Annotated in this window: 19 protein-coding genes; 11 read left to right on the top strand and 8 right to left on the bottom strand. The window is 61.5% G+C overall.

Translation table 11 applies throughout. The annotated features are described in order from the left end of the window. Positions 1-71: 71 nt before the first annotated feature. The 5 genes from ACE04I_RS06955 (at position 72) to ACE04I_RS06935 (ending at position 5,842) form a co-directional block, all read left to right on the top strand. Positions 72-629 carry a TRAP transporter small permease gene (locus ACE04I_RS06955; RefSeq protein WP_046796559.1) on the top strand — a complete coding sequence of 186 codons (558 nt, stop codon included), beginning with the start codon at positions 72-74 and terminating at the stop codon, positions 627-629. A 13-nt stretch (positions 630-642) separates the two neighbouring features. Then, positions 643-1,923, top strand: a complete 1,281-nt coding sequence (locus ACE04I_RS06950) for a TRAP transporter large permease (protein ID WP_046796558.1) — start codon at positions 643-645, stop codon at positions 1,921-1,923. A 63-nt stretch (positions 1,924-1,986) separates the two neighbouring features. Next, positions 1,987-2,997, top strand: a complete 1,011-nt coding sequence (locus tag ACE04I_RS06945; RefSeq protein ID WP_487206808.1) for a TRAP transporter substrate-binding protein — start codon at positions 1,987-1,989, stop codon at positions 2,995-2,997. A 63-nt stretch (positions 2,998-3,060) separates the two neighbouring features. Next, entirely contained in the window at positions 3,061-3,921 is an 861-nt protein-coding gene (locus ACE04I_RS06940) for a shikimate dehydrogenase (protein WP_487206807.1), read from the top strand. Positions 3,922-3,949: 28 nt separating this feature from the next. After that, the gene (locus ACE04I_RS06935) at positions 3,950-5,842 is read left to right on the top strand and encodes a bifunctional sugar phosphate isomerase/epimerase/4-hydroxyphenylpyruvate dioxygenase family protein (RefSeq protein ID WP_487206806.1); all 1,893 of its coding nucleotides are present in this window, start codon (positions 3,950-3,952) and stop codon (positions 5,840-5,842) included. 10 nt (positions 5,843-5,852) lie between these two features. On the opposite strand, the gene fhuF is transcribed toward ACE04I_RS06935, so the two are convergent. The 6 genes from fhuF to ACE04I_RS06905 form a co-directional block, all read right to left on the bottom strand. Beyond that, a complete protein-coding gene (gene fhuF / locus ACE04I_RS06930; RefSeq protein WP_487206805.1) occupies positions 5,853-6,593 on the bottom strand; it encodes a siderophore-iron reductase FhuF in 741 nt (246 codons plus the stop codon). Then, the gene (gene fhuB, locus ACE04I_RS06925) at positions 6,590-8,578 is read right to left on the bottom strand and encodes a Fe(3+)-hydroxamate ABC transporter permease FhuB (RefSeq protein ID WP_487206804.1); all 1,989 of its coding nucleotides are present in this window, start codon (positions 8,576-8,578) and stop codon (positions 6,590-6,592) included. Before fhuB ends, fhuF begins: the two co-directional genes overlap by 4 nt. 2 nt (positions 8,579-8,580) lie before the next feature. Then, positions 8,581-9,447 (bottom strand): ABC transporter substrate-binding protein, encoded by an 867-nt coding sequence (locus ACE04I_RS06920; protein ID WP_052760484.1) that lies wholly within the window; start codon positions 9,445-9,447, stop codon positions 8,581-8,583. A gap of 23 nt (positions 9,448-9,470) precedes the next feature. Further along, positions 9,471-11,924, bottom strand: coding sequence for a TonB-dependent siderophore receptor (locus ACE04I_RS06915; protein ID WP_487206803.1), 2,454 nt, complete (start codon positions 11,922-11,924; stop codon positions 9,471-9,473). Positions 11,925-12,033: 109 nt separating this feature from the next. Next, the gene (locus tag ACE04I_RS06910) at positions 12,034-12,972 is read right to left on the bottom strand and encodes a FecR family protein (RefSeq protein ID WP_245282157.1); all 939 of its coding nucleotides are present in this window, start codon (positions 12,970-12,972) and stop codon (positions 12,034-12,036) included. A 106-nt stretch (positions 12,973-13,078) separates the two neighbouring features. Beyond that, positions 13,079-13,585: an RNA polymerase sigma factor gene (locus ACE04I_RS06905; protein WP_046796551.1), complete on the bottom strand. Its 507-nt coding sequence runs from the start codon at positions 13,583-13,585 to the stop codon at positions 13,079-13,081. Positions 13,586-13,824: 239 nt separating this feature from the next. Here ACE04I_RS06905 and ssuD point away from each other — a divergent pair, with 239 nt between their 5' ends. From ssuD to ACE04I_RS06875, 6 genes are all read left to right on the top strand, one after another. Next, positions 13,825-14,988, top strand: coding sequence for an FMNH2-dependent alkanesulfonate monooxygenase (gene ssuD / locus ACE04I_RS06900; RefSeq protein ID WP_487206802.1), 1,164 nt, complete (start codon positions 13,825-13,827; stop codon positions 14,986-14,988). Between the two features lie 50 nt (positions 14,989-15,038). Next, positions 15,039-16,043, top strand: a complete 1,005-nt coding sequence (locus ACE04I_RS06895; protein ID WP_046796549.1) for an ABC transporter substrate-binding protein — start codon at positions 15,039-15,041, stop codon at positions 16,041-16,043. Between the two features lie 3 nt (positions 16,044-16,046). Then, complete coding sequence (locus ACE04I_RS06890; RefSeq protein ID WP_046796548.1) at positions 16,047-16,853, top strand: ABC transporter ATP-binding protein; 807 nt, start codon at positions 16,047-16,049, stop codon at positions 16,851-16,853. Beyond that, entirely contained in the window at positions 16,846-17,682 is an 837-nt protein-coding gene (locus ACE04I_RS06885; RefSeq protein WP_046796547.1) for an ABC transporter permease, read from the top strand. Before ACE04I_RS06890 ends, ACE04I_RS06885 begins: the two co-directional genes overlap by 8 nt. 357 nt (positions 17,683-18,039) lie before the next feature. Next, complete coding sequence (locus ACE04I_RS06880) at positions 18,040-18,414, top strand: VOC family protein (protein ID WP_046796546.1); 375 nt, start codon at positions 18,040-18,042, stop codon at positions 18,412-18,414. A 72-nt stretch (positions 18,415-18,486) separates the two neighbouring features. Beyond that, complete coding sequence (locus ACE04I_RS06875) at positions 18,487-19,041, top strand: aldo/keto reductase (RefSeq protein ID WP_280950075.1); 555 nt, start codon at positions 18,487-18,489, stop codon at positions 19,039-19,041. A 227-nt stretch (positions 19,042-19,268) separates the two neighbouring features. On the opposite strand, the gene ACE04I_RS06870 is transcribed toward ACE04I_RS06875, so the two are convergent. Continuing rightward, the gene (locus ACE04I_RS06870) at positions 19,269-19,502 is read right to left on the bottom strand and encodes a YgjV family protein (protein ID WP_280950074.1); all 234 of its coding nucleotides are present in this window, start codon (positions 19,500-19,502) and stop codon (positions 19,269-19,271) included. Positions 19,503-19,526: 24 nt separating this feature from the next. Next, a complete protein-coding gene (locus tag ACE04I_RS06865; protein WP_245282156.1) occupies positions 19,527-20,147 on the bottom strand; it encodes a YybH family protein in 621 nt (206 codons plus the stop codon). Positions 20,148-20,152: the final 5 nt, after the last annotated feature.

Here is a 20,152-nt window from a genome sequence, read left to right as displayed (position 1 = left end):
AGGTCAAAGGGCGACTGTTTCGCAGTTGCCATTTCGCCATCCCTAACAAGGCCTCGGGAGGACTGCCGGACATGACACGAATTATCGATTTCTACTTCCTCGCCCTGAAGGTCGCCATCGCGCTGCTTCTGGCTGCAATGATCGTTCTCGTCTTCGGGAATGTGATCCTTCGTTATGCCTTCAATCAAGGCATCACCACTTCCGAGGAACTTTCCCGCGTCTTCTTCGTCTGGCTGACCTTTCTCGGCGCTGTAGTCGCGATGCGAGAGCACGGGCATCTCGGTGTCGATTCGCTTCTCAAGCGGTTGCCACCGCGCAGTGCACGGATCGCCGTGCTGCTCGGACAGGGACTGATGCTGATCGCCACCTGGCTGATGATCAGCGGAAGCTGGACCCAGACCCTCATCAATCTGCCGGCCGGCATGCCGGCGACCGGCATTTCAATGGGCTGGTTCTATGGCGCCGGGCTCGCCTTCGGCATTCCGACTTTCCTGATCATTCTCTGGGACATGTTCCAGGTGGCGACCGGCCGCATCGATCTGGCAACGGCGCAACTCGTCCGCGATAGCGAGGAAGAGATTGCCCATCCCGATGCGGCGGCCACCGCCTCCGGCGCGACCAAGGCCTGAGGGGAGACGCAAGATGACGCTTACGATCTTCCTCGGCGCTCTTCTCGGTCCCATGGCGCTCGGCGTGCCGATCGCCTTTGCGCTCATCCTCAGCGGTGTCGCGCTGATGATGTACATGGACATCTTCGACGCGCAGATCGTCGCGCAGAACGTACTGAACGGCGCAGACAGCTTCCCGCTGATGGCCGTGCCCTTCTTCTTGCTCGCCGGCGAGGTGATGAACACCGGCGGACTTTCGAAGCGGATCGTCAATCTCGCCATGGCGCTTGTAGGCCATCTTCGCGGCGGCCTCGGCTTCGTGGCGATCTTCGCGGCCTGTGTGCTGTCGAGCCTTTCCGGCTCGGCCGTGGCCGATGCCGCGGCTCTCGGCGCGCTGCTCTTTCCCATGATGCTGAAATCCGGCCATGATCCGGCCCGCAGCGGCGGTCTTCTTGCATCCGCCTCGGTCATCGGCCCGATCATTCCACCCTCGATCGGCTTCATTCTTTATGGCGTCGTCGGCGGCGTCTCGATCACCAAGCTCTTCCTCGCCGGCATCGTGCCTGGCCTGTTGATCGCCGCTGCACTCTGCATCACCTGGATGATCATCGCCCGCAAGGAGCAGTTCGAGCTGCCGGCAAGACAGAGCAGGGAGGTTCGGCTCAAGGCATTCCTGGATGCCGCCTGGGCGCTGATGCTGCCGGTCATCATCATCGTCGGGCTGAAGTTCGGCGTCTTCACGCCGACCGAGGCCGGCGTCGTGGCGGCCGTCTATTCGCTGTTCGTCTCGATGGTCATCTACCGCGAGCTGCCGCCTTCACAGCTCTTCCCGGTCTTCGTCTCAGCCGCGAAGATCACCGCTGTCGTCATGTTCCTCGTCGCTTGCGCCGCCGTTTCGGCCTGGTTGATCACGGTTGCCGACGTCCCGGGCGATCTCGTCAGTCTCCTCGAGCCGCTGATGGACAACCAGACGCTGCTGCTGATCGCGATCATGGTGCTTATCGTGCTCGTCGGCACCGCCATGGACATGACCCCGACCATCCTTGTGATGACGCCGGTGCTGATGCCGATCATCAAGCAAGCGGGCATCGACCCGGTCTATTTCGGCGTGCTGTTCATCATCAACAATTCGATCGGTCTCATCACGCCGCCGGTCGGCACCGTGCTCAACGTCATCTGCGGTGTCGCCAAGCTGTCGATGGAAAATCTCATGAAGGGTGTGATGCCCTTCATGATCGCCGAACTGATCGTCCTCTTCCTTCTCGTCCTCTTCCCGCAACTGGTGACCGTGCCGGTCGCCTGGTTCGGACATTGAGGGCGAAAGGAGAGAACAACCGATTTCAACCGGCCGGAAAACGGCCAAATCTGGGAGGAAAGCATGTTCAATACGATGAAGAAACTGGCGCTGGGGCTCGCCTTGCCGGCTCTGCTGCTGGCGGGCACCGCATCTGCCGAAATAGGCTCGCATACGCTGAAATTCGCGGCGGCCAACAACAAGGGCCATCCGCAGGTCACCGGCATGGAGAAATTCGCCGAGATCGTCAAGGAGAAGAGCGGCGGCAAGATCGAGGTCAAGCTCTTCCCCGGCGGCGTCCTCGGCGGCGACGTGCAGACCGTCTCGGCGCTGCAGGGCGGCGTGGTCGAAATGCTGGTGCTCAACGCCGGCATCCTGGCCAGCAACGTCAAGGCCTTCGGCGCTGTCGACCTGCCGTTCCTGTTCAACAGCGGCGAGGAAGCCGACAAGGTGATGGACGGCCCGTTCGGCGAGAGCCTCCTTCAGAAGCTTCCCGACACCGGTCTTGTCGGCCTCGCCTATTGGGAACTCGGCTTCCGCAACCTGACGAACAACCGCCATGCGGTCACCAAGCTCGAAGACATCAAAGGCCTGAAGATCCGCACGCTTCAGTCGCCTATCCCAATCGAGCTGTTCAACGGTCTCGGCGCCAATGCCGTGCCGCTGCCTTACACGGAACTCTACACCGCGCTCGAAACCGGCACGGTGGACGGCCAGGAAAACCCGGCCGCCAACATCATCAACGCCAAGTTCTATGAAGTTCAAAAGTACATGACGCTTAGCCGTCACCAGTACAATCCGCAGGTCGTGCTGATCAGCAAGAAGTTCTGGGACGGCCTCAACGATGAGGAAAAAGCTGTTCTCCAGTCGGCGGCGACCGAAGCCCGCGACTTCCAGCGCCAGGTCTCGCGCGAAACAGATTCCAAGGCGATTGAGGAGATCAAGGCGACGGGCATGCAGGTCGACGAACTGAGCCCGGAAGAGACGCAGAAACTGCGCGATGCCGTGAAGCCGCTGATCGACAAGTTCAGCGCCGAGATCGGCGCCGAAACCGTCTCGCTTCTCTTCAAGGAACTGGACGCCGCCCGCAAGTAACGACGATGCCGGCCCGTCCTGCGGCGGGTCGGCCCTCCAATACCCGCGAGGACGATAAGCGCAATGGCCGAGACACTCCTGAAAACACTTAAAGCCGGGTTGATCGGCTCGGGCATCCAGGCCTCGCTGACACCGGCAATGCACATGCGCGAGGGAGCCGCGCAAGGCCTTGCCTATGATTACCAGCTCATCGACCTTGCTCAGCTCGGCCTGATGCCCGACAGCCTGCCGGAACTCCTGGAGCAGGCGGAAGCGGAGGGATTTGCCGGCGTCAACATCACCCATCCATGCAAGCAGCTCGTCATTGCCCATCTCGACGAACTTTCAGACGAGGCGCGCGCACTTGGTGCGGTCAACACCGTGGTGCTGAAGGACGGCCGACGCCATGGCCACAATACGGACTGGTGGGGGTTTGCCGAAAGCTTCCGCCGCGGCTTGCCGGATGCCGATCTCTCTTCCGCGGTCCAACTTGGCGCAGGCGGCGCCGGCGTGGCGACCGCATACGCGATCCTCACGCTCGGCATGAAACACCTGACAGTCGTGGACCGCGAACTGGAGCGTGCCGAGCAGCTGGCGGAAAGCATGTCCGGTCTTTTTCCGGAGGCGACCGTTGAGGCCTCGAGCGATATCGCCGCGGCAATGGACGAGGCCACCGGCATCATCCACGCCACACCCACGGGCATGGCGAAATATCCCGGCCTGCCGCTACCGGCCGAACATCTTCAACCAAGGCACTGGGTTGCCGAAATCGTCTATTTCCCGCTGGAGACCGAGCTCCTGCGTATCGCGAGGCAGAAGGGTTGCCGCACGCTCGATGGAGGCGGCATGGCAGTCTTCCAGGCGGTCGGCGCCTTCCGGCTCTTTACCGGACGCGAGCCGGACGCAGAGCGGATGATGCGCCACTTCCAGACCATGACAGAGTGAAGGCAGCCACCGAAACGGGGATCAAGCCATGAAAACCTCCATAGCCACGGTATCGATCAGCGGCGAATTGCCGGAAAAGCTCGACGCGATCGCCAAGGCCGGCTTCGACGGGGTGGAGATCTTCGAAAACGATTTCCTGGCCTTCGACGGCAGTCCGGCGGATGTGGGGGCAATGGTGCGCGACAAGGGGCTGGAAATCACCCTGTTCCAGCCGTTTCGTGATTTCGAGGGAATGCCGCCTTCGCACCGCTTGCGCACTTTCGACAGGGCCGAGCGCAAGTTCGACGTCATGCAGGAACTCGGTACCGACCTGCTGCTCGTCTGCTCCAACGTCTCTCCCGTTTCGCAAGGCGGCATCGACAGGGCAGCGGCGGATTTCCAAGAGCTCGGCGAGCGGGCCGCCAGGCGCGGACTGAAGGTGGGCTATGAGGCGCTGGCCTGGGGGCGGCACATCAACGATCATCGCGACGCCTGGGAAATCGTCCGGCGAGCCGATCATCCCAATATCGGCCTGATCCTCGATAGCTTCCATACGCTGTCGCGCAAGATCGACATCAACTCGATCCGCTCCATCCCGAAGGACAAGATCTTCATCGTCCAGCTTGCCGATGCGCCGCTGATCGACATGGACCTTCTCTACTGGAGCCGGCATTTCCGAAACATGCCAGGGGAAGGCGATCTGCCGGTGACGGAATTCACCACGGCGGTCGCCGAGACCGGCTATGACGGCTATTTCTCGCTGGAAATCTTCAACGACCAATTTCGCGGCGGATCGACCCGGTCGATCGCCGCCGACGGGCATCGCTCGCTGATCTATCTCGGCGACCAGGTGCGCCGCAGCCCGAATGCGCAAAGCCTCTCGGTCGCGGCCATGCCCGAGCGAGCCACCGTTGAAGGCGTCGGTTTCGTCGAGTTCTCCACCGACGAGAAGGATGCCGCCGATCTTACCGCAATACTGAAAACGCTTGGCTTCCGTAAGACGGCGGCTCACCGCAGCAAGAAGGTGAGCGTGTTCGCCCAGGGCGACATCCGGCTTCTGGTCAATACGGAGGAAGCCGGTTTTGCCAACGCGGCCTACGCGGTGCACGGTACCTCGGCCTATGCGATGGCGCTGAAAGTTGCGGATGCAAAGGCGGCACTTCAAAGGGCGCTGGCGCTGGACGCCGAGCCCTTCAGCCAGCCCGTGCAGATCGGAGAGGTGGAGATACCGGCGATCCGCGGCGTCGGCGGCGGGCTGGTCTACCTCCTGGACGACAAGACCGATCTCGGCCGCATCTGGGAGATCGACTTTGCACCCGTCGAGGATGATGACAGGAAGGTCACTGATGCCGGGCTCCTGCGCGTCGATCATGTCGCTCAGACGGTTTCCTACGACGAGATGCTGAGCTGGCAGCTCTTCTACACGTCGATCTTCGAAGCCCATAAGACGCCGATGGTCGATATCATCGATCCCGCTGGCGTCGTGCGCAGCCAGGTGGTGGAGAGTGCGAGCGGCGCGCTTCGCATCACCCTCAACGGCGCGGAAAACCGCCGGACGCTCGCCGGCCGCTTCATCGCGGAGAAATTCGGCTCGGGCATCCAGCATCTCGCCTTCCATACCGACGACATCTTCGCCACTGCCGAAGCGCTCAGGAAGAACGGGTTCCGGCCGCTTCCCATATCGCCCAATTACTATGGGGATGTGGAGGCGCGGTTCGGTCTGGAAGCGGAACTCACCGAACGCCTCAGGGCGGAAAACATCCTCTACGATCAGGATGAGAGAGGCGAATACTTCCAGCTCTACAGCGGCACTCTCGGCGACGGCTTTTTCTTCGAGATCGTGGAGCGCCGCGGCTATCGCGGCTATGGTGCCCCGAACGCAATCTTCCGCATCGCCGCGCTGAAAAAGGCGCTCGGCCCCGAGGGCCTCCCGAAAGTCTGAAAAGGATCGATCATCGCGGCAGCCGGGCGCGCTTCCCCGGCTGCTCGTCCAGTGGACAGGTCTTGCAGAGTGAGAGGCTTGGGATCAGATAGCGGATGCAGCAGACGCGCCGCTTGCGCAGGGTTTCCTCGCCTGAAGCCAGGTACCTGACGGGTTCGAAGACCCTGTTCGGCTGCCTGTCATGCCAGAGCCGGCTCACCAAAAGCTGTCTGCCATGAACCACACCCGCATGTTCCTCTCCGAGCTTTCTCGCGCAGGAGGCAACGACATTTTCGATGATGTTGCCGGCATTGCTCCAAAGCACCTTCTGCGACAGGCCGCTTGCCGTCGAAATCGCCGGAATGATCAAGGAGAGATGCCCGTCGAGCAGGTCCTCAAAACGTTCCATGAAATCGGAAGGCGTGAATGCCTGCCCTTCATCGCGCAGTCGAAACGCCTCTGCCCTACCGTCCGGCGACAGGATGATGCCGGTCTCCTGAAGACCGATCGGCAGCTTGCGATCGAGAACCATATTGGCGGCGAGGACCGGCGTGATCAGTCGCGACAGATACCATTTCGACCATTGGGAGGCGACGGCGCGAGGCTCCGCTTCGGCATAGTTTTCACCAAAGCGGCTCAGCAGCAGCCTGAGCCTATCCTGTTCCAGGAGTGCGCTGCAGGCCAGATGCGGGCGCTCGTCGGCCGTAAGGACAAGATGGCTGCCCAGGGCTTCGAGGTCGCCGGAAAAGAGCGGAACAAGCGAGGGTATCATCGCTTCATCGCCAGCAGGATGAAGTAAAGGCCGCCGAGAAGCGTTGCGACAATTCCGGCCGGAACCTGCCAGGGAAAGGCTATGTTTCGTCCGATCCAGTCCGCCAGCACCATGATGATCGCGCCGATGATCGCCGCGCCATAGACTTGCGCCAGTGGAGTTCTAAGCCCGGAAATGCGGGCAAGGTGCGGGGCGGCAAGTCCCGCAAAGCTCAGCGGCCCCATGATCAGCGTCGCCGCACCGGTCAAAATAGCGGTGAAGACCAGCAGCAGCAATCTGCTTGCCGCAAGCGGCACGCCGATGGCCGCAGTGACCCCCTCCCCGAGCGGCAGGACCCGCAACCAGCGCCCGAACAGCGGAACGACCGCGAGCGACAGGCCCGCGAGCGCGACGACGATCCACGCATCTTTCTGCGTGACCGAATAGGTCGAACCTGCAAGCCAGCCAAGCAACCGCAGCACCCGGATATCTCCAAGCAGGGTCAGCAGCGATCCCAGCGAACCGGAGAGCGCTCCGATGGCGACCCCGACGAGCAGCATACGCTCAGGGCTGAACATCGAGCGACTGCCGAGCCACAGGGTGAATACGAGCACCGCGAAAGCACCGCCCGCCGATATCAGCATCATGGTCTCGCGGGGTAAGGGCGGGAGGAGGAAAACGGCGACCATCAGGATCAGCGCCGCGCCGGAGGAAATGCCGAGCAGTTCCGGGCTTGCAAGCCCATTTCCCGTCAATCGCTGGAGGGCGGTCCCCGCGATGGCGAGCATGATGCCGCCGCCGGCCGCCGCCAGGACGCGCGGCAGGCGCCAAGGCAGCAGCTCGCCTATTTCACTGCCACCAGCGATGAACCATCCCTCCGGCAGCCGACCGACAAACAGGGCCAACAGAAGCGTGACGACCAGAGACAGGGCGGCAATCAGAAACCAGAAAGAAGCCCTGCCGCGGGGATATTCAACGGACCGGCCGTCACGCGGCGGCTGTTGCGTCTCGGTCCGCATCCGACAGATGAGCCATATCAGAAGCGGCGTTCCGAGAAGTGCGGTCACGGCTCCTGCCGGCACATCCATGCCGCCGGCGAGAAAAAGAACCCCCTGGTCGACAAATGCCAGTATGCCGGCGGCGATCAGCGGACCATGGATCAAGCGATCGGAGAGACGCCTGGCGCCGGAAAGGCGCGCGATGGCAGGCCCCGCAAGCCCAATGAAACCGATGATCCCTGCATAGGCGGCGACGAGCGCGCTCAACAGGGTCGCGGTGGCGAAAGAGGCCAGCCGTATCATCGGAACCGAAGCGCCCGCGCTGCGCGCGCTCGCCTCGTCGAGGTCGAAAAGGCCCATCGGCTTTCTGAGGAAGAACGCCACAAGGCCACCGGCGGCCAGGACGAGGAAAAGTCTCCGTACCTGATTCCAGTTATCCTGTACCAGCGAGCCGGTCTGCCAGACCAGCAGGTCACTCAATTCCTCGAAGTGGGTCAGGAAGAACATGCTGCTCAATGCTTCCAGGCAGAGCGACAGGACAAGTCCCACCAGAATGACCGTCAGCGGCGCGAAACCGGCACGCGCCGCCAGCAACGCGACCACGCCCAACGCCAGCATGCCGCCGAGGATGATCATCGGCTCCTGCCCATGAGCGAGAAGACCGGGTACCCACAGAACAGCCGCGACGAGCGAAAATTTCGCGCCGGCAAATACGGCTAAGGTTCCCGGTTCGGCCAGCGGGTTGCGCAGCATCTGCTGGAATAGAACGCCCGAAAGGCCGAGCGCCGCCCCCGCTATGAGGCTCAAGGCGAACCGCGGAAGCAATCCGTATCGAACGGCAATCGTGGCGAGATCTGCATCGGATGCCGTGAACAACTGACGCCAGTCAGGCAGTCTCGCGCCGATATTGAGCAGGAGGAGACCGAAGGCCGCGCTGAGCAGCAAGACGACCAGCAGCGGGGCAAGCCCGTGGTTCCGTGTTGTGGGTAATGAACTGGCGATAGCCATGATCAACCCTCGGCCGGCAAAAGCGCTGCGAGCTGGCCGGCAAGCCGCATGGCGCTTACCACGCCTCCGCTCGGATAGACCACCGGCATGCGGGTGACGCGGTTTTGCCGCACGGCGGGCAGCGCTTGCCAAAGCGGACTTTCGGCAAGTCTCGCGATCGCCAGATCCGTTTCGCGGCCGCGATCGAAATGCACGATGCGCGCGTGCGGGTTGCCGGCAAGCTGTTCCACGCTGATGGACGCGACGCCGGACGCATTGACCCGCCCCTGCCAGGCATTGGTGAGGCCAAGACTCCTCAGAACATCGCCAACCAGGCCGTTTCCCCCGAAAATCGCCGCGTGACGGCCGTCCTGGTTGAAGCGGCAGAGATAGAGCGGCGGCAGCGATTTCGATTGCAGCTTTGCCCGCGCTTCCTCGATCGCCACTTCGCATCGCCCCACCCAATCTCCGGCCTGACGCTCCCGGCCGACGACCGCCCCGAGTTGGCGCAGGAGCTCCTGCGCATGCTGGACCGCAGGCGTTCTTGCAGGAAAGGAATTGAGCGACAGCGTGGGCGCGATGGCGCGAAGATTTTCTAGCCCGCTTGCCTGCCACTCCGCCATGACGATCAGGTCCGGCTTCAAGAGCTGCAGATATTCCATGTTCGGCTCCTGCAGCGGGCCGAGATCGACTGCTTCGTCGCCAAGCACCGGCTCGGCGACCAGCCTTCGATAAAGCGGCACATTGGCGACGGCCAGAGGCGCAATACCGAGGGTCAGGAGCAATTCCGTCACCAGAAGTTCCATGGAGACGATACGGCGAGGCACCCCTTCCGCCTTGCCGTCCCGCGCGAAAGCGAAAAAGCAGGCGGCGAGCGCTCCCTTCAGCAAGTCCCTCCTGGCAACGGCTGGCCCTACCATTTGTAGGAAAGCGTCGCCGTGACCGTCAGCGGCTCGCCATAACGGCAGCCGTCCGAATAGACGCAGGTGTAGAACTCCTTGTCGAAAAGATTGCGCGCGTTCAGTTTCAGCGTCGCGCCCTCCAGATCCTTGTTCATCGCGCCGAGATCGAAGCTCGCCATCGCATCGACGAGAACATAGCCGGGAACATCGCTCCTGCTGTCGATCAGGTTCGTCTCGCCGATATAACGAATGCCCGCGCCGACCGTGACGCCCTCAAGGCCGAGATCATCAAGCTTGTAATCGGCCCACAGTGCGAAGGCATTTTTAGGCACCAGCGAAATCTGCTCCCCGATATAAGCGGGCATGGCGTTTTCGGTAATTTTCGCATCCGTATAGGTATAGGAAGCGATCAACCCAAGATTGCCGAACTCCGCGCGCGCTTCCAGTTCGACACCCCGGGATCGAACCTCGCCATACTGGTAGGTGAGCCCGCTGGAATCAGCTGTCGTCAGGTTCTTCTGCGTCAGCTCATAAACCGCCGCACTGAGGAGAAGATTGCTGCCATCGGGCTGGTAACGGACGCCGGCTTCGTATTGCAGCCCCTTGTTTGGCTTCAATGCCTCGCCGGTCGCATAGTCGAGGCCAGTTTGCGGCTCGAACGATTGCGCAATGCTGAGATAAGGCGCAATGCCGTTGTCGAAAAGATAGACGAGACCGCCCCTGCCTGTCAGAGCGTCGTCGTTCTGCTCGGTCACGACACCGGTCTGATAGGACCTCGAGCGGCTCTTGCTCCAATCCTGGCGGGCACCCAGCAGAAGCACCCAATGATCATCGAACTTGATCTGGTCCTGCAGATAGATGCCGTACTGGTTGCTGAGGTTATCCGAGCCGCGATTGACCCTGTAATTAATCGCCGGATCGGTCAGGACAGTGCCGGTGTCGAGGTCTAGAATGCTGTAGCCGGCGCCACGATAGCGGTCGTTGTCGTAGCTGCGCCGGTAGTAGTCGAACCCGGCCAGAAGCGTATGCTCCGCACCGGCCGCATCGAAGGAATATTCGACTGAGGTGTCCGCCGTGACGCCGTATGATCGCTCATAGCGCTTGCTCGCCAGCCTGTAGAGGTCGCCTCCCGTCAGCGAGAGCGGCGCGATATTGCCCATCATGTAGTCCCATTGGACATCGGATTTGAAATAGCGGGCGTTGTTTCTGAACTTGATGCCGTTATCGAGCTCGTGCTCGAAGAGATAGCCGATGGTGAAGATGTCGCCGTTGTAGCGATCGAAATCATCATTGCCGAGGAAGGCGTCGCGAGGAATGTTGCCCCGGCTGACATCCTGATAGAGCAGCGGCGTCGCAAACCGCGTGTGAAAATGCGTATAGGTCGAAAGCAGCGTCAGCGACGTCGCGTCGTCCGGCGCGAAGGTGAGAGCCGGAGCGATATAGACCTTGTTGTCGGGCGTCTCGTCGACCCAGTTGTCCGCATTGCGGACCAGTCCTGTCAGACGGTAGGTCAAAACGCCGTCATCGGTAACCGGGCCTCCGAAATCGGCGGATATCTGTTTGCGATCATAGCTGCCGTATTCGACATTGACCTCATGGAGCGGCGTGTCCGTCGGCCGCTTTGAGATGGCATTGACGACGCCACCGGGGGTGAGCTGACCATAGAGCATCGAGCCTGCGCCGCGCATGATGTCGATGCGCTCGATCCCATAGGGCTCCTGCCCGCCGTCATAGACATTCGACTGATACTTCAAGCCGTCGCGCAGGTTTCCGGAATTGCCGGTCGCGATGTTGAAGCCGCGGATAGTGAAATCGTCCACCGCCCGACTGAAGGCACCCGATTGGCTGACGACGCCCGGCGTGTAGGAAAGCGAACTGGCAATAGAGCTCGCACCCTGATTGGACATCTGGTCGGCGGTGATGACAGAGATGGCCTGCGGCGTCTCGATGAGCGGCGTATCCGTCTTGGTGCCCGCCGAACTCACACGCGCCACGTAGCCATCGACCGGCCCGACCGCGCTCTCGCCCTGGACGACGATCGTGGGAAGGATGGTCGAGCCGTCACCGGTGCTGCCCGTGACGACGTCTCCGGCAGGCGCATGGATGGTGACCGTGCCAGGATTGGCAAAACGATAGGCAAGCCCTGTTCCGGCAAGCAGCCGCTCCAATGCCTGCTTCCTGTTCATTACGCCGTTTACGCCCGGCGATTGCTTGCCGCGCGCAAGCGCCGCCGGATAGAGAACCTGAAGATTTGTGCGGTCGCCGAAGGCTGACAGCGCGGCGCTCAACGATGAAGCCGGGATGGAATAGGAGGCCGCTGCCGGCTGGCTGACACGGGAAACGGTGGGTATAGTGTCTTGCGCCAGCGTCGCAAACGGCAGCAACGCCGCGCTCGCAAACAGGGCTGCGGCGAGCCGTTGCATATTCGTGTTCTTGTGCTGTCCCTTTGACGCGACGCGTACCATGATCCCCGTTCCTGTCCGTACTACCCGCTTGGCGGCTTTCGCCACACATGCGCTAAGACGGATCAGGTGATCTCCACCTCACCCCTGGAGATGAAAAAAATCACGATGCTCAAGCCGGAAGCAGAAGGACGACGTATGGCGTGATTTCGAACGCGCGGACCGGCAATGTCTCGACGATCGCATCGAGCACGCCATCCGGATTGCCGACGTCGAAAATGCCGCTGACGCGTAAATTCCGGAGCCTGTCGTCGAGAATTCGGATCGTGCCCCTGCGGTAGCGGTTCACATCCGAGACGACCCGGCCGAGCGGCTTGTCCTCGAAAATCAACCGGCCGCGACGCCAGGCCGTCTCGGCCTCCGTATCCGCCCCCTCCACGAGACCGAGACCACCCCGGCTGAAGGAGACGACCTCTCCCGCATTGACGCGAATACCGGCGCCATTGGGCGCGACGACCGAAACGGCGCTTTCCTGCACGCTTGCTGTCACCGCATCCTCCCAGAGATGCACGACGAACTGCGTTCCAAGCGCCGTCACAGTGCCTCCGGCCGCGGCGACGGAAAAGGGCCGTGCTTCGTCTCGGGCGACATCGAAATAGGCCCGGCCGCGATGGAGCACGAGACCGCGCCGGGAGGCGGTATAATCGAGCGAAAGCGCGCTGTCGGCATCGAGCGTCACGCGCGTTCCGTCATCCAGCGTGAACTCACCAATCTCGGCGACCGAGGTGAACTGGTCGCTATAAAGATAATCGGTTGCCCCGCCCATCCACGCCGCAGCGCCGGCGGCAGCCAGCATCGCACCGGCGCCCAGCAGGCCGCGCCTCGACAACCGGGCAGCCTGGGTTCGGCTGCCGTTCCTTTCATGGAGGGCAGGCGCACGGGCATGATCGAGGTCCGACCACATCCGCTGGAGCCGCGCATATTCCTCCCGATTTTCCGGACAGTCCGCAAGCCATATGGCGAGTTCACTGCGATCGGAAGCCGTGGCTTCGCCGGAATTCATGCGGACAAACCAGGAAAGCGCCTGCCGCTTTCTTTCTTCCGGTGTCATATCGTCATCGAGGCGAGCCATTTGTGCCCTGAATCATGCCTTTTGGCCAAGAAATCATTCCTTAGACGGATAAATGGATATCTGACCACACCTGGGGCGGAGATTTTTAGTTCAAAAGATCGGCAAGGCTGTCGCGCAGATGGACAAGCGCCTTCATCACATGCTTTTCGACCATGCTCTTGGAAATTCCGAGCCGCTCGGCAATTTCAGCATGGCTGAGCTCTTCATATTTGTGGAGCAGGAAGACCTGACGTTGCCGTTCAGGCAAGGTCTGGATCGCCCTTTCCAGCCGAGCGACGCGCTGCTTGAAATCCACCTCCAGCTCGGCGGAGGGCTTGGCTTCCGCGATTTCCGCCGGAAGCCCCGGCTGGATATACCGGCTCTGAACGGCATGCGCGCGGGCATGATCGATCGAGAGATTGCGGGATATCCGAAACAGATAGGCGCGCGGATTGCCGACGACCTCGCCCGCAGCCGGGCTCATGGCGGCGAGCCGCAAAAAGGCATCCTGAACAAGATCGGACGCCGTATCCTCCGACACGCCGCTGCGACGCAGAAACCGTAAGAGTTCCTTGGAATGCCGCCGGAATAACTGTTGTAGATCCCAATGCAAGTCTGGATCCTAGGTGCCGCGCAAGCTTAAGCCTGAGAAATTTACTCATGTTTATCCTCGGGAAAATGCCTTGCCAAGGGCCGAAGACGCAATTCGCGACAGCAAATGAAATGCCGTTCGCCCGCAAGCCCTCACCTTAGTTGCCGTATGGCGCCGTGCCGATGAGAACAGAATAATCTTTCTTCTCTATCGAATAGGTCGTGTTTAGCCTCTCCTCTGCATTCGAAAAGGAGACGCTGATGATCGCCGCCGGACCGTTGAACTTCTTCTGGTTCATCCCGACCCATGGAGATGGTACTTATCTGGGCACGGATCATCTGAGCCGGAAACCGGAATTCCGGTATTTCAAGCAGGTTGCGATCGCCGTCGACGAGCTCGGCTTCGAAGGCGTGCTTTTGCCGACAGGTCAGTCCTGCGAGGATTCCTGGATCACCGCGACCGGCCTTTCGGTCGTTACCGAGCGGCTGAAATACCTCGTTGCGCTTCGCCCCGGCGTCACCTCGCCCACCTTTGCCGCACGCCAGACCGCAGCCCTCGACCGCCTGAGCAACGGAAGGCTGTTGCTCAACGTGGTGGTCGGCGGCAACCCCACGGAACTGGCCGGCGACGGTATCTTTCTCGGCCATGACGAGCGTTACGAACAGGCCGGAGAGTTCCTCGATATCTGGAAACGGCTGCTCGCCGGCGAGACCGTCGATTTCAAAAGCAAGTATTACGAGCTCAAGGGCGCACGTTCCGATTTCCCGCCAATCGGCCAGCCGCATCCGCCCCTCTATTTCGGTGGTTCTTCGGAGGCCGGCCAGGACCTCGCGGTCGATGCCGTTGACATGTATCTCACCTGGGGCGAGCCGCTGGAACAGGTGAAGGAGAAGATCGAATCCGTTCGCGCCAAGGCCGCCAGAACCGGTCGCAAGATCCGCTTTGGCATGCGCATCCACTTCATCGTGCGCGAAAATGAGGAAGACGCCTGGCGCGCAGCCGACCAGCTCATCGGCAATATTTCCGACGAGCAGATCGAGCGCAGCTACCGGCGTTTTCAACAGGAAATGGACTCCGTCGGCCAGCGCCGACAGGCCGCCCTGCATGGCGGTCGCCGCGACAAACTGCTGGTTGCGCCAAATCTCTGGGCCGGCGTGGGACTGGTACGCACCGGTGTCGGCACCGCCCTCGTCGGTACGCCGGAACAGGTGGCTGAACGGCTACGAGAATACCAGGCGCTCGGTATCGATACGATCATCGGCTCGGGCTATCCGCATCTCGAAGAGGCCTATCGCGTCGGCGAACTCCTCTTCCCGCTGCTCGGTATCGACCGCAACCGAAATCAGGGGCTCCGCGGCAGCGTCGCCAACGAATTCGCCGTCGGCAATTACGGTGGCTCGAAACTCGCCAATGCCGCGGGCTGACCGCGAAGTCCCCTCCACACCTTCACGTCTGTCTCTCGAAAGGTCCATCCATGCCGAAACCCTTCAAGCTCGCCGCCGCCGCGGCTCTGGCACTGAGCGTGCTCACGCCCGCGACCGGCGCCTCCGCCGAAGGACTTATCCGCATTTCCCAGCAGTTTGGCACGCTCTACCTGCCGCTGCACGTGATCCGCGACCAGAACCTGATCGAGAAACACGCAAAAACGCTCGGTCTCGAGGAGGTGAAGGTTGAATGGGCGCAGCTTTCTGGCGGTGATGCCATCAATGCCGCGCTTCTTTCCGGCTCGATTGATATCGCCGCGGCCGGTATAGGCCCCTTCTTGACGCTATGGGACCGCACCGACGGCGCCGTGAAGATCGTCGCGGGGCTCGCGAACCAGCCGAATTACCTCGTCACCAACAATCCGAACGTGAAGTCGCTGAAGGATTTGACCACGTCCGACAAGATCGCGCTTCCCGCCGTCGGCGTCTCGGTCCAGGCACGCATCCTGCAGATCGCGGCAGAGAAGGAGTTCGGCGAGGGCAACCAGAACAAGCTCGACAACATCACGGTCAGCCTGCCGCATCCCGACGCGACGAGCGCGCTGCTCTCCGGCTCCACCGAGATCACCTCGCATCTGTCCAATACGCCGTTCCAGGAGCAAGCTTTGAAAGACGCCAAGGTCCACAAGGTCTTCTCTTCCTACGACGTCCTCGGCGGCCCGGTGACCCCGACCTATCTCTATGCCACGACCGACTGGCGCGAGGAAAACCCGAAAACCTTCCAGGCCTTTTTCGAAGCTCTGAAGGAAGCCGACGCCTGGATCGAGGCGAACAAGAAGGCGGCGGCGGAAACCTATGTCCGGGTCGAAAACTCGAAGTTCGATCCCGCCTTCGTGCAGTCGCTGATCGAATCTCCCGAAAGCAAATTCACCGTCGTCCCGTCCCGCTCCTATGTCTTTGCCGATTTCCTCCACCGGACCGGCGCCATCAAAAAGAAAGCCGAGAGCTGGAAGGACTACACTTTCGAGGAATTGCATAACGAAAGCGGAAGCTGAACCATGCTGGCGCGCGACCCCTTCCCGGTGGCGGTGTTCGAAGTCGACCGCCTTACCCTCGATTACCCGTCCCCGGCCGGAACCGTCCGGGCGGTGGACGATGTCTCCTTCCGCGCCGGAGAGGGCGAGCGGCTCGTGCTTCTCGGCCCCTCCGGCTGTGGAAAGTCGTCTATCCTGAAAGCCGTGGCGGGCTTCCTCAAACCTGCTTCCGGGACGATCAGGGTGCGGGGCCGGGAAGTCAAAGGTCCCGGTCCGGATCGCATCGTCGTCTTTCAGGAATTCGATCAGCTTCTGCCGTGGAAGACGGTGCGCCAGAATGTCGAGTTTCCGCTCCACATGGCAAGCCCGCTCGCAAAGACGGAAATCCGCGACCGCACCGAGGCAACGCTGAAGAAGGTCGGCCTGGAACGGGTCCTCGACAGCTATCCGCACACGCTTTCGGGCGGCATGAAGCAGCGCGCCGCGATCGCCCGCGCACTGGTGACCGACGCCGACGTGCTCTTGATGGACGAGCCCTTCGCAGCACTCGACGCGCTCACCCGCAGCCAGCTCCAGGGCGAGCTTCTCGATCTTGCCGAGGAGCTTGGTTTCACGCTGCTTTTCGTCACCCATTCCATAGAGGAAGCGATTCTGATCGGCACGAAGCTGCATCTCCTGAGCCCGCATCCGGGGCGGACGATTACCAGTCTCGACACAAGCGGATTCGCTCGCAGCGATGTCGGCAGTCCCCGCCTCGAATCCCTGTCGCGCGAAGTGCACGATCTGCTGTTTTCGCCGAAGGCCCGGAAAGGAATTCCCGAACATGTCTGATCTTTCCTTGGTCGGCACGCCCGCAAAATCCCAGGTGCTCGACCGCCTCCGCGATTTCGCCCGGAACTCGGCGCTCCTTCGAAAGGTCCTGGTGCTGGCGCTGCTTGCCCTGATCTGGGAGTTTTCAGCCCGCTTCAGTGCCAAACCGATCCTATTCCCCACCTTCACCGCCACCATGGCGGCGCTGTGGGAGGCATTGACCACCGAAAACCTGCTTACCGCCTCCTGGACATCGTTGACCGTCCTTCTCAAGGGCTATGTGATGGCGATCGCGGCAGCCTTTGCCATCGTCTCGCTTGCGGTCGTCAGCCGTTTCGTCCGCGAGCTCCTGCAAACGCTGATTTCCATGTTCAACCCGTTGCCCGCGATTGCGCTTCTGCCGCTCGCCATGCTCTGGTTCGGGCTGGGTGAAAGGAGCCTGCTCGTCGTGCTGGTCCACGCCGTTCTCTGGCCCTTCGCGCTCGCCACACTGAGCGGCTTCGAAAGCGTGCCCGAAACCCAACGTCTGGTCGGTCGCAATTACGGCCTAAATGGGCCTGGCTATGTTTGGCGCATCCTGATACCGGCGGCATTACCCTCGATCCTCTATGGCATGAAGATCGCCTGGGCATTCGCCTGGCGCACGCTGATTGCCGCCGAACTCGTCTTCGGGGTCAGTTCCTCGACCGGGGGCCTTGGCTGGTTCATCTTCCGCAACCGTAATGAACTCTTCACCGACAAGGTGTTCGCCGGACTTGCCATGGTCATCATCATCGGCTTGGTGGTCGAGGGCGTGGTCTTCCGCCTCATCGAGAACGTCACCGTACGCCGCTGGGGCATGCAGCGATAGCCTCACGCCGTCCTCGCCGCAGCGAAGCCCTTCTCCAGATCGGCAACGAGGTCGCTCACGTCCTCGATGATGCATTTGCGAAAGCAGAGAATTAACCTGCTGGCGCGAGCCTCTGCCCCGTTACCGCGTCAAAAAGATGTAATTTACCGAGGTCCGGTCAAAAACTGAGCATGTCGCCTGGCTGGACGCTGACGCGTTCACGCACGGCGGCGATCAGGCGCCTCCATATCGGTCATAGGGGTGTCATCGCGCCTGCCTGAAAGCAGATATCATCTTGGCATCGGCGTCACGTTAAGGCACTTCGAGCTTTAAACGTCAGGAAATACCGATACAGAAGCATCCTACAGGAGATGAAACATGTTCACCCACGTCATGATCGGAAGCAACGACTTGGAGCAGGCGAGAAGCTTCTACGACGCCACCTTTGTTGCATTGGGAGGCAAGTCCGGCGAGATGGATGCGAGAGGCCGACTGATCTACGCCCATGAGGGCGGTCGCTTGATGATCACGAAACCGATCGACGGTAAGCCAGCGACTGCGGCCAACGGTGGGACGATCGGTATTGCCGCCGCGAGCCCCGAACATGTTCTGGCGTGGCATGCCGCCGGTATCGCGCATGGTGGCACGGCCATCGAGAGCCCACCTGCAGAGCGCCCGAATGGGGCGTTCGTCGCATATCTTCGCGATCCAGATGGAAATAAACTCACGGTGCGGTCTCAGCCGACGAAATGATATGGCGTGGTCAGAGCCTAGCGTACAGCGTGTTCGAGGGATAGAGGCGGCAGGCATCGCCGGACCAACAGGGTGGCGCTGGAGGATTCCATCGGTGCCATGGCTGAACTCGTCAGAGCGGGCAAGGTGAAGTGGGTTGGTTTGTCCGCTGTCAGCGCGTCCGAGCTGCGCGCGGCGCATGCCATTCATCCCATCGCGGCCCTTCAATCGGAATGGTCGATCTTCACGCGCGATATCGAACACGACGTGATCCCCGCCGCGGCCGAACTCGGTGTGACGGTGGTGCCATATTCCCCGCTTGGGCGTGGCATGTTGACCGGCCGGGCTTTCGCAACATCCCTGACCAACACCGATGCTCGCCAGCATTTCCCAAGGTTTTCAACTGAAAACCGTGCGGCAAACATGCTGCTGGTCGCAGAGGTCGAGGACATCGCGGCGGCGCAGATTGCGCTTGCCTGGCTTTATGCCCAAAGTCGCAAGCTCAACGTCAAATCGGTGCCGATCCCAGGAACGCGTAAGCGCAGTCGTCTCTTGGAAAACGTCGCGGCAGCGTCCATGATCCTTACGGAGCCAGAGATGGAAGCACTCGCGCCACTCGCCTCGGCAGTCCAGGGGATCAGCGGATAGAAGAGCTACCAATCAGCGTCGCCGGTGGCGGCGCTGCACTTTCGCAGACGGCCATTTCGGGCCAACGCGAAGTAGCTTCCGGTTTGCGCCTCCATGGCGGTCATTAAGACCGTCATCAAACCTGCTCGAAAGCAGACATTGCCCCGTCGGCGGCTTCGCCTCGCCTACGCGCGGTATAGCGGAAGCCGCCGGTCGCGCTCATATGTGGGAGCCCGCTGCTCTGCGGATCAAGCCTGCTCTCTTGCGATCTGGTAGAGTCGCCATCCGTTGAGGGGCAGGAGCACTGCCTCCATCAAGATCAGCGGCGGACTCCAGATCATGGTTCCGTAGACGGCGAAACAAAGGCTGCTTGCTATCGCCATCATGCGAAGCTGAACCATGCGCTGCGTCAGGTAGGTGATCACGGTCAGGACGCTGCCGGCAAACCCGATGATCTCGATCCAGGAATTCATGTCAGGCACTCCGCTGGCGTTGGGACGCGCCGTTCATTCCCCGCGCGCCAGCGCCGAAGCCTGGTCCAATCCAATCGGTCGCACGAGGGGGTCGGCATGGCGATGAACGAGCTGCCAATGCGGCCCTTGGCGCCTGTAGACTTGAGTGACCCGCAGCGACCAGTCCTGATCGGGTAAACCGAGGACTTCCCCATGCTGGCGCTCAACGAAGGCGAGGACGACCAGGTCATCGGAGGCATAGCTGATTACCCTCTCGAGTTTCGCCTCGCCGTTCCGGAAGGAACGCGACAGCTCGGCAAGACGCGCCGGGCTGGCGTCAAAACCGTGGCTCATCGGCCCGCCGAACGGCTGCATCAAGGTGAAGTCATCCGACAGCCGGATCATCCCGTGCCACCTCCACATGTCCCCGGCATTGAACGCGCGTGCCTGTTCTTCTGTGCGTCGGATAAGCTCGGCGACTGTCTCCGACGAGGCGGCCAAGCTCGGTTGAACGAGGAGCAAGAGCTCTGAACATGCGACGGCGGCCAGGGTGCAGCGTGACGTGGCACCTGCGGTCCTCGCCCATTTCGCTGCTGCTTTTCTAAAACTCGAATTCCAGATGCACATGGCGCCTCCTTTGGTCTCGTTTGCCTCGATGGGTATGACGAAGGACATGCCAT

The sequence above is a fragment of the Rhizobium moroccans genome (genome assembly GCF_057559155.1).
This window is presented reverse-complemented; position numbering and strand designations above follow the sequence as displayed.

Bases quoted from the DNA above. Each gene is read 5' to 3' on its own strand.
- ACE04I_RS06955 (WP_046796559.1), top strand. From the start codon at position 72: ATGACACGAATTATCGATTTCTACTTCCTCGCCCTGAAGGTCGCCATC.
- ACE04I_RS06950 (WP_046796558.1), top strand. From the start codon at position 643: ATGACGCTTACGATCTTCCTCGGCGCTCTTCTCGGTCCCATGGCGCTC.
- ACE04I_RS06945 (WP_487206808.1), top strand. From the start codon at position 1,987: ATGTTCAATACGATGAAGAAACTGGCGCTGGGGCTCGCCTTGCCGGCT.
- ACE04I_RS06940 (WP_487206807.1), top strand. From the start codon at position 3,061: ATGGCCGAGACACTCCTGAAAACACTTAAAGCCGGGTTGATCGGCTCG.
- ACE04I_RS06935 (WP_487206806.1), top strand. From the start codon at position 3,950: ATGAAAACCTCCATAGCCACGGTATCGATCAGCGGCGAATTGCCGGAA.
- fhuF (WP_487206805.1), bottom strand. From the start codon at position 6,593: ATGATACCCTCGCTTGTTCCGCTCTTTTCCGGCGACCTCGAAGCCCTG.
- fhuB (WP_487206804.1), bottom strand. From the start codon at position 8,578: ATGGCTATCGCCAGTTCATTACCCACAACACGGAACCACGGGCTTGCC.
- ACE04I_RS06915 (WP_487206803.1), bottom strand. From the start codon at position 11,924: ATGGTACGCGTCGCGTCAAAGGGACAGCACAAGAACACGAATATGCAA.
- ACE04I_RS06910 (WP_245282157.1), bottom strand. From the start codon at position 12,972: ATGACACCGGAAGAAAGAAAGCGGCAGGCGCTTTCCTGGTTTGTCCGC.
- ssuD (WP_487206802.1), top strand. From the start codon at position 13,825: ATGATCGCCGCCGGACCGTTGAACTTCTTCTGGTTCATCCCGACCCAT.
- ACE04I_RS06895 (WP_046796549.1), top strand. From the start codon at position 15,039: ATGCCGAAACCCTTCAAGCTCGCCGCCGCCGCGGCTCTGGCACTGAGC.
- ACE04I_RS06890 (WP_046796548.1), top strand. From the start codon at position 16,047: ATGCTGGCGCGCGACCCCTTCCCGGTGGCGGTGTTCGAAGTCGACCGC.
- ACE04I_RS06885 (WP_046796547.1), top strand. From the start codon at position 16,846: ATGTCTGATCTTTCCTTGGTCGGCACGCCCGCAAAATCCCAGGTGCTC.
- ACE04I_RS06880 (WP_046796546.1), top strand. From the start codon at position 18,040: ATGTTCACCCACGTCATGATCGGAAGCAACGACTTGGAGCAGGCGAGA.
- ACE04I_RS06865 (WP_245282156.1), bottom strand. From the start codon at position 20,147: ATGTCCTTCGTCATACCCATCGAGGCAAACGAGACCAAAGGAGGCGCC.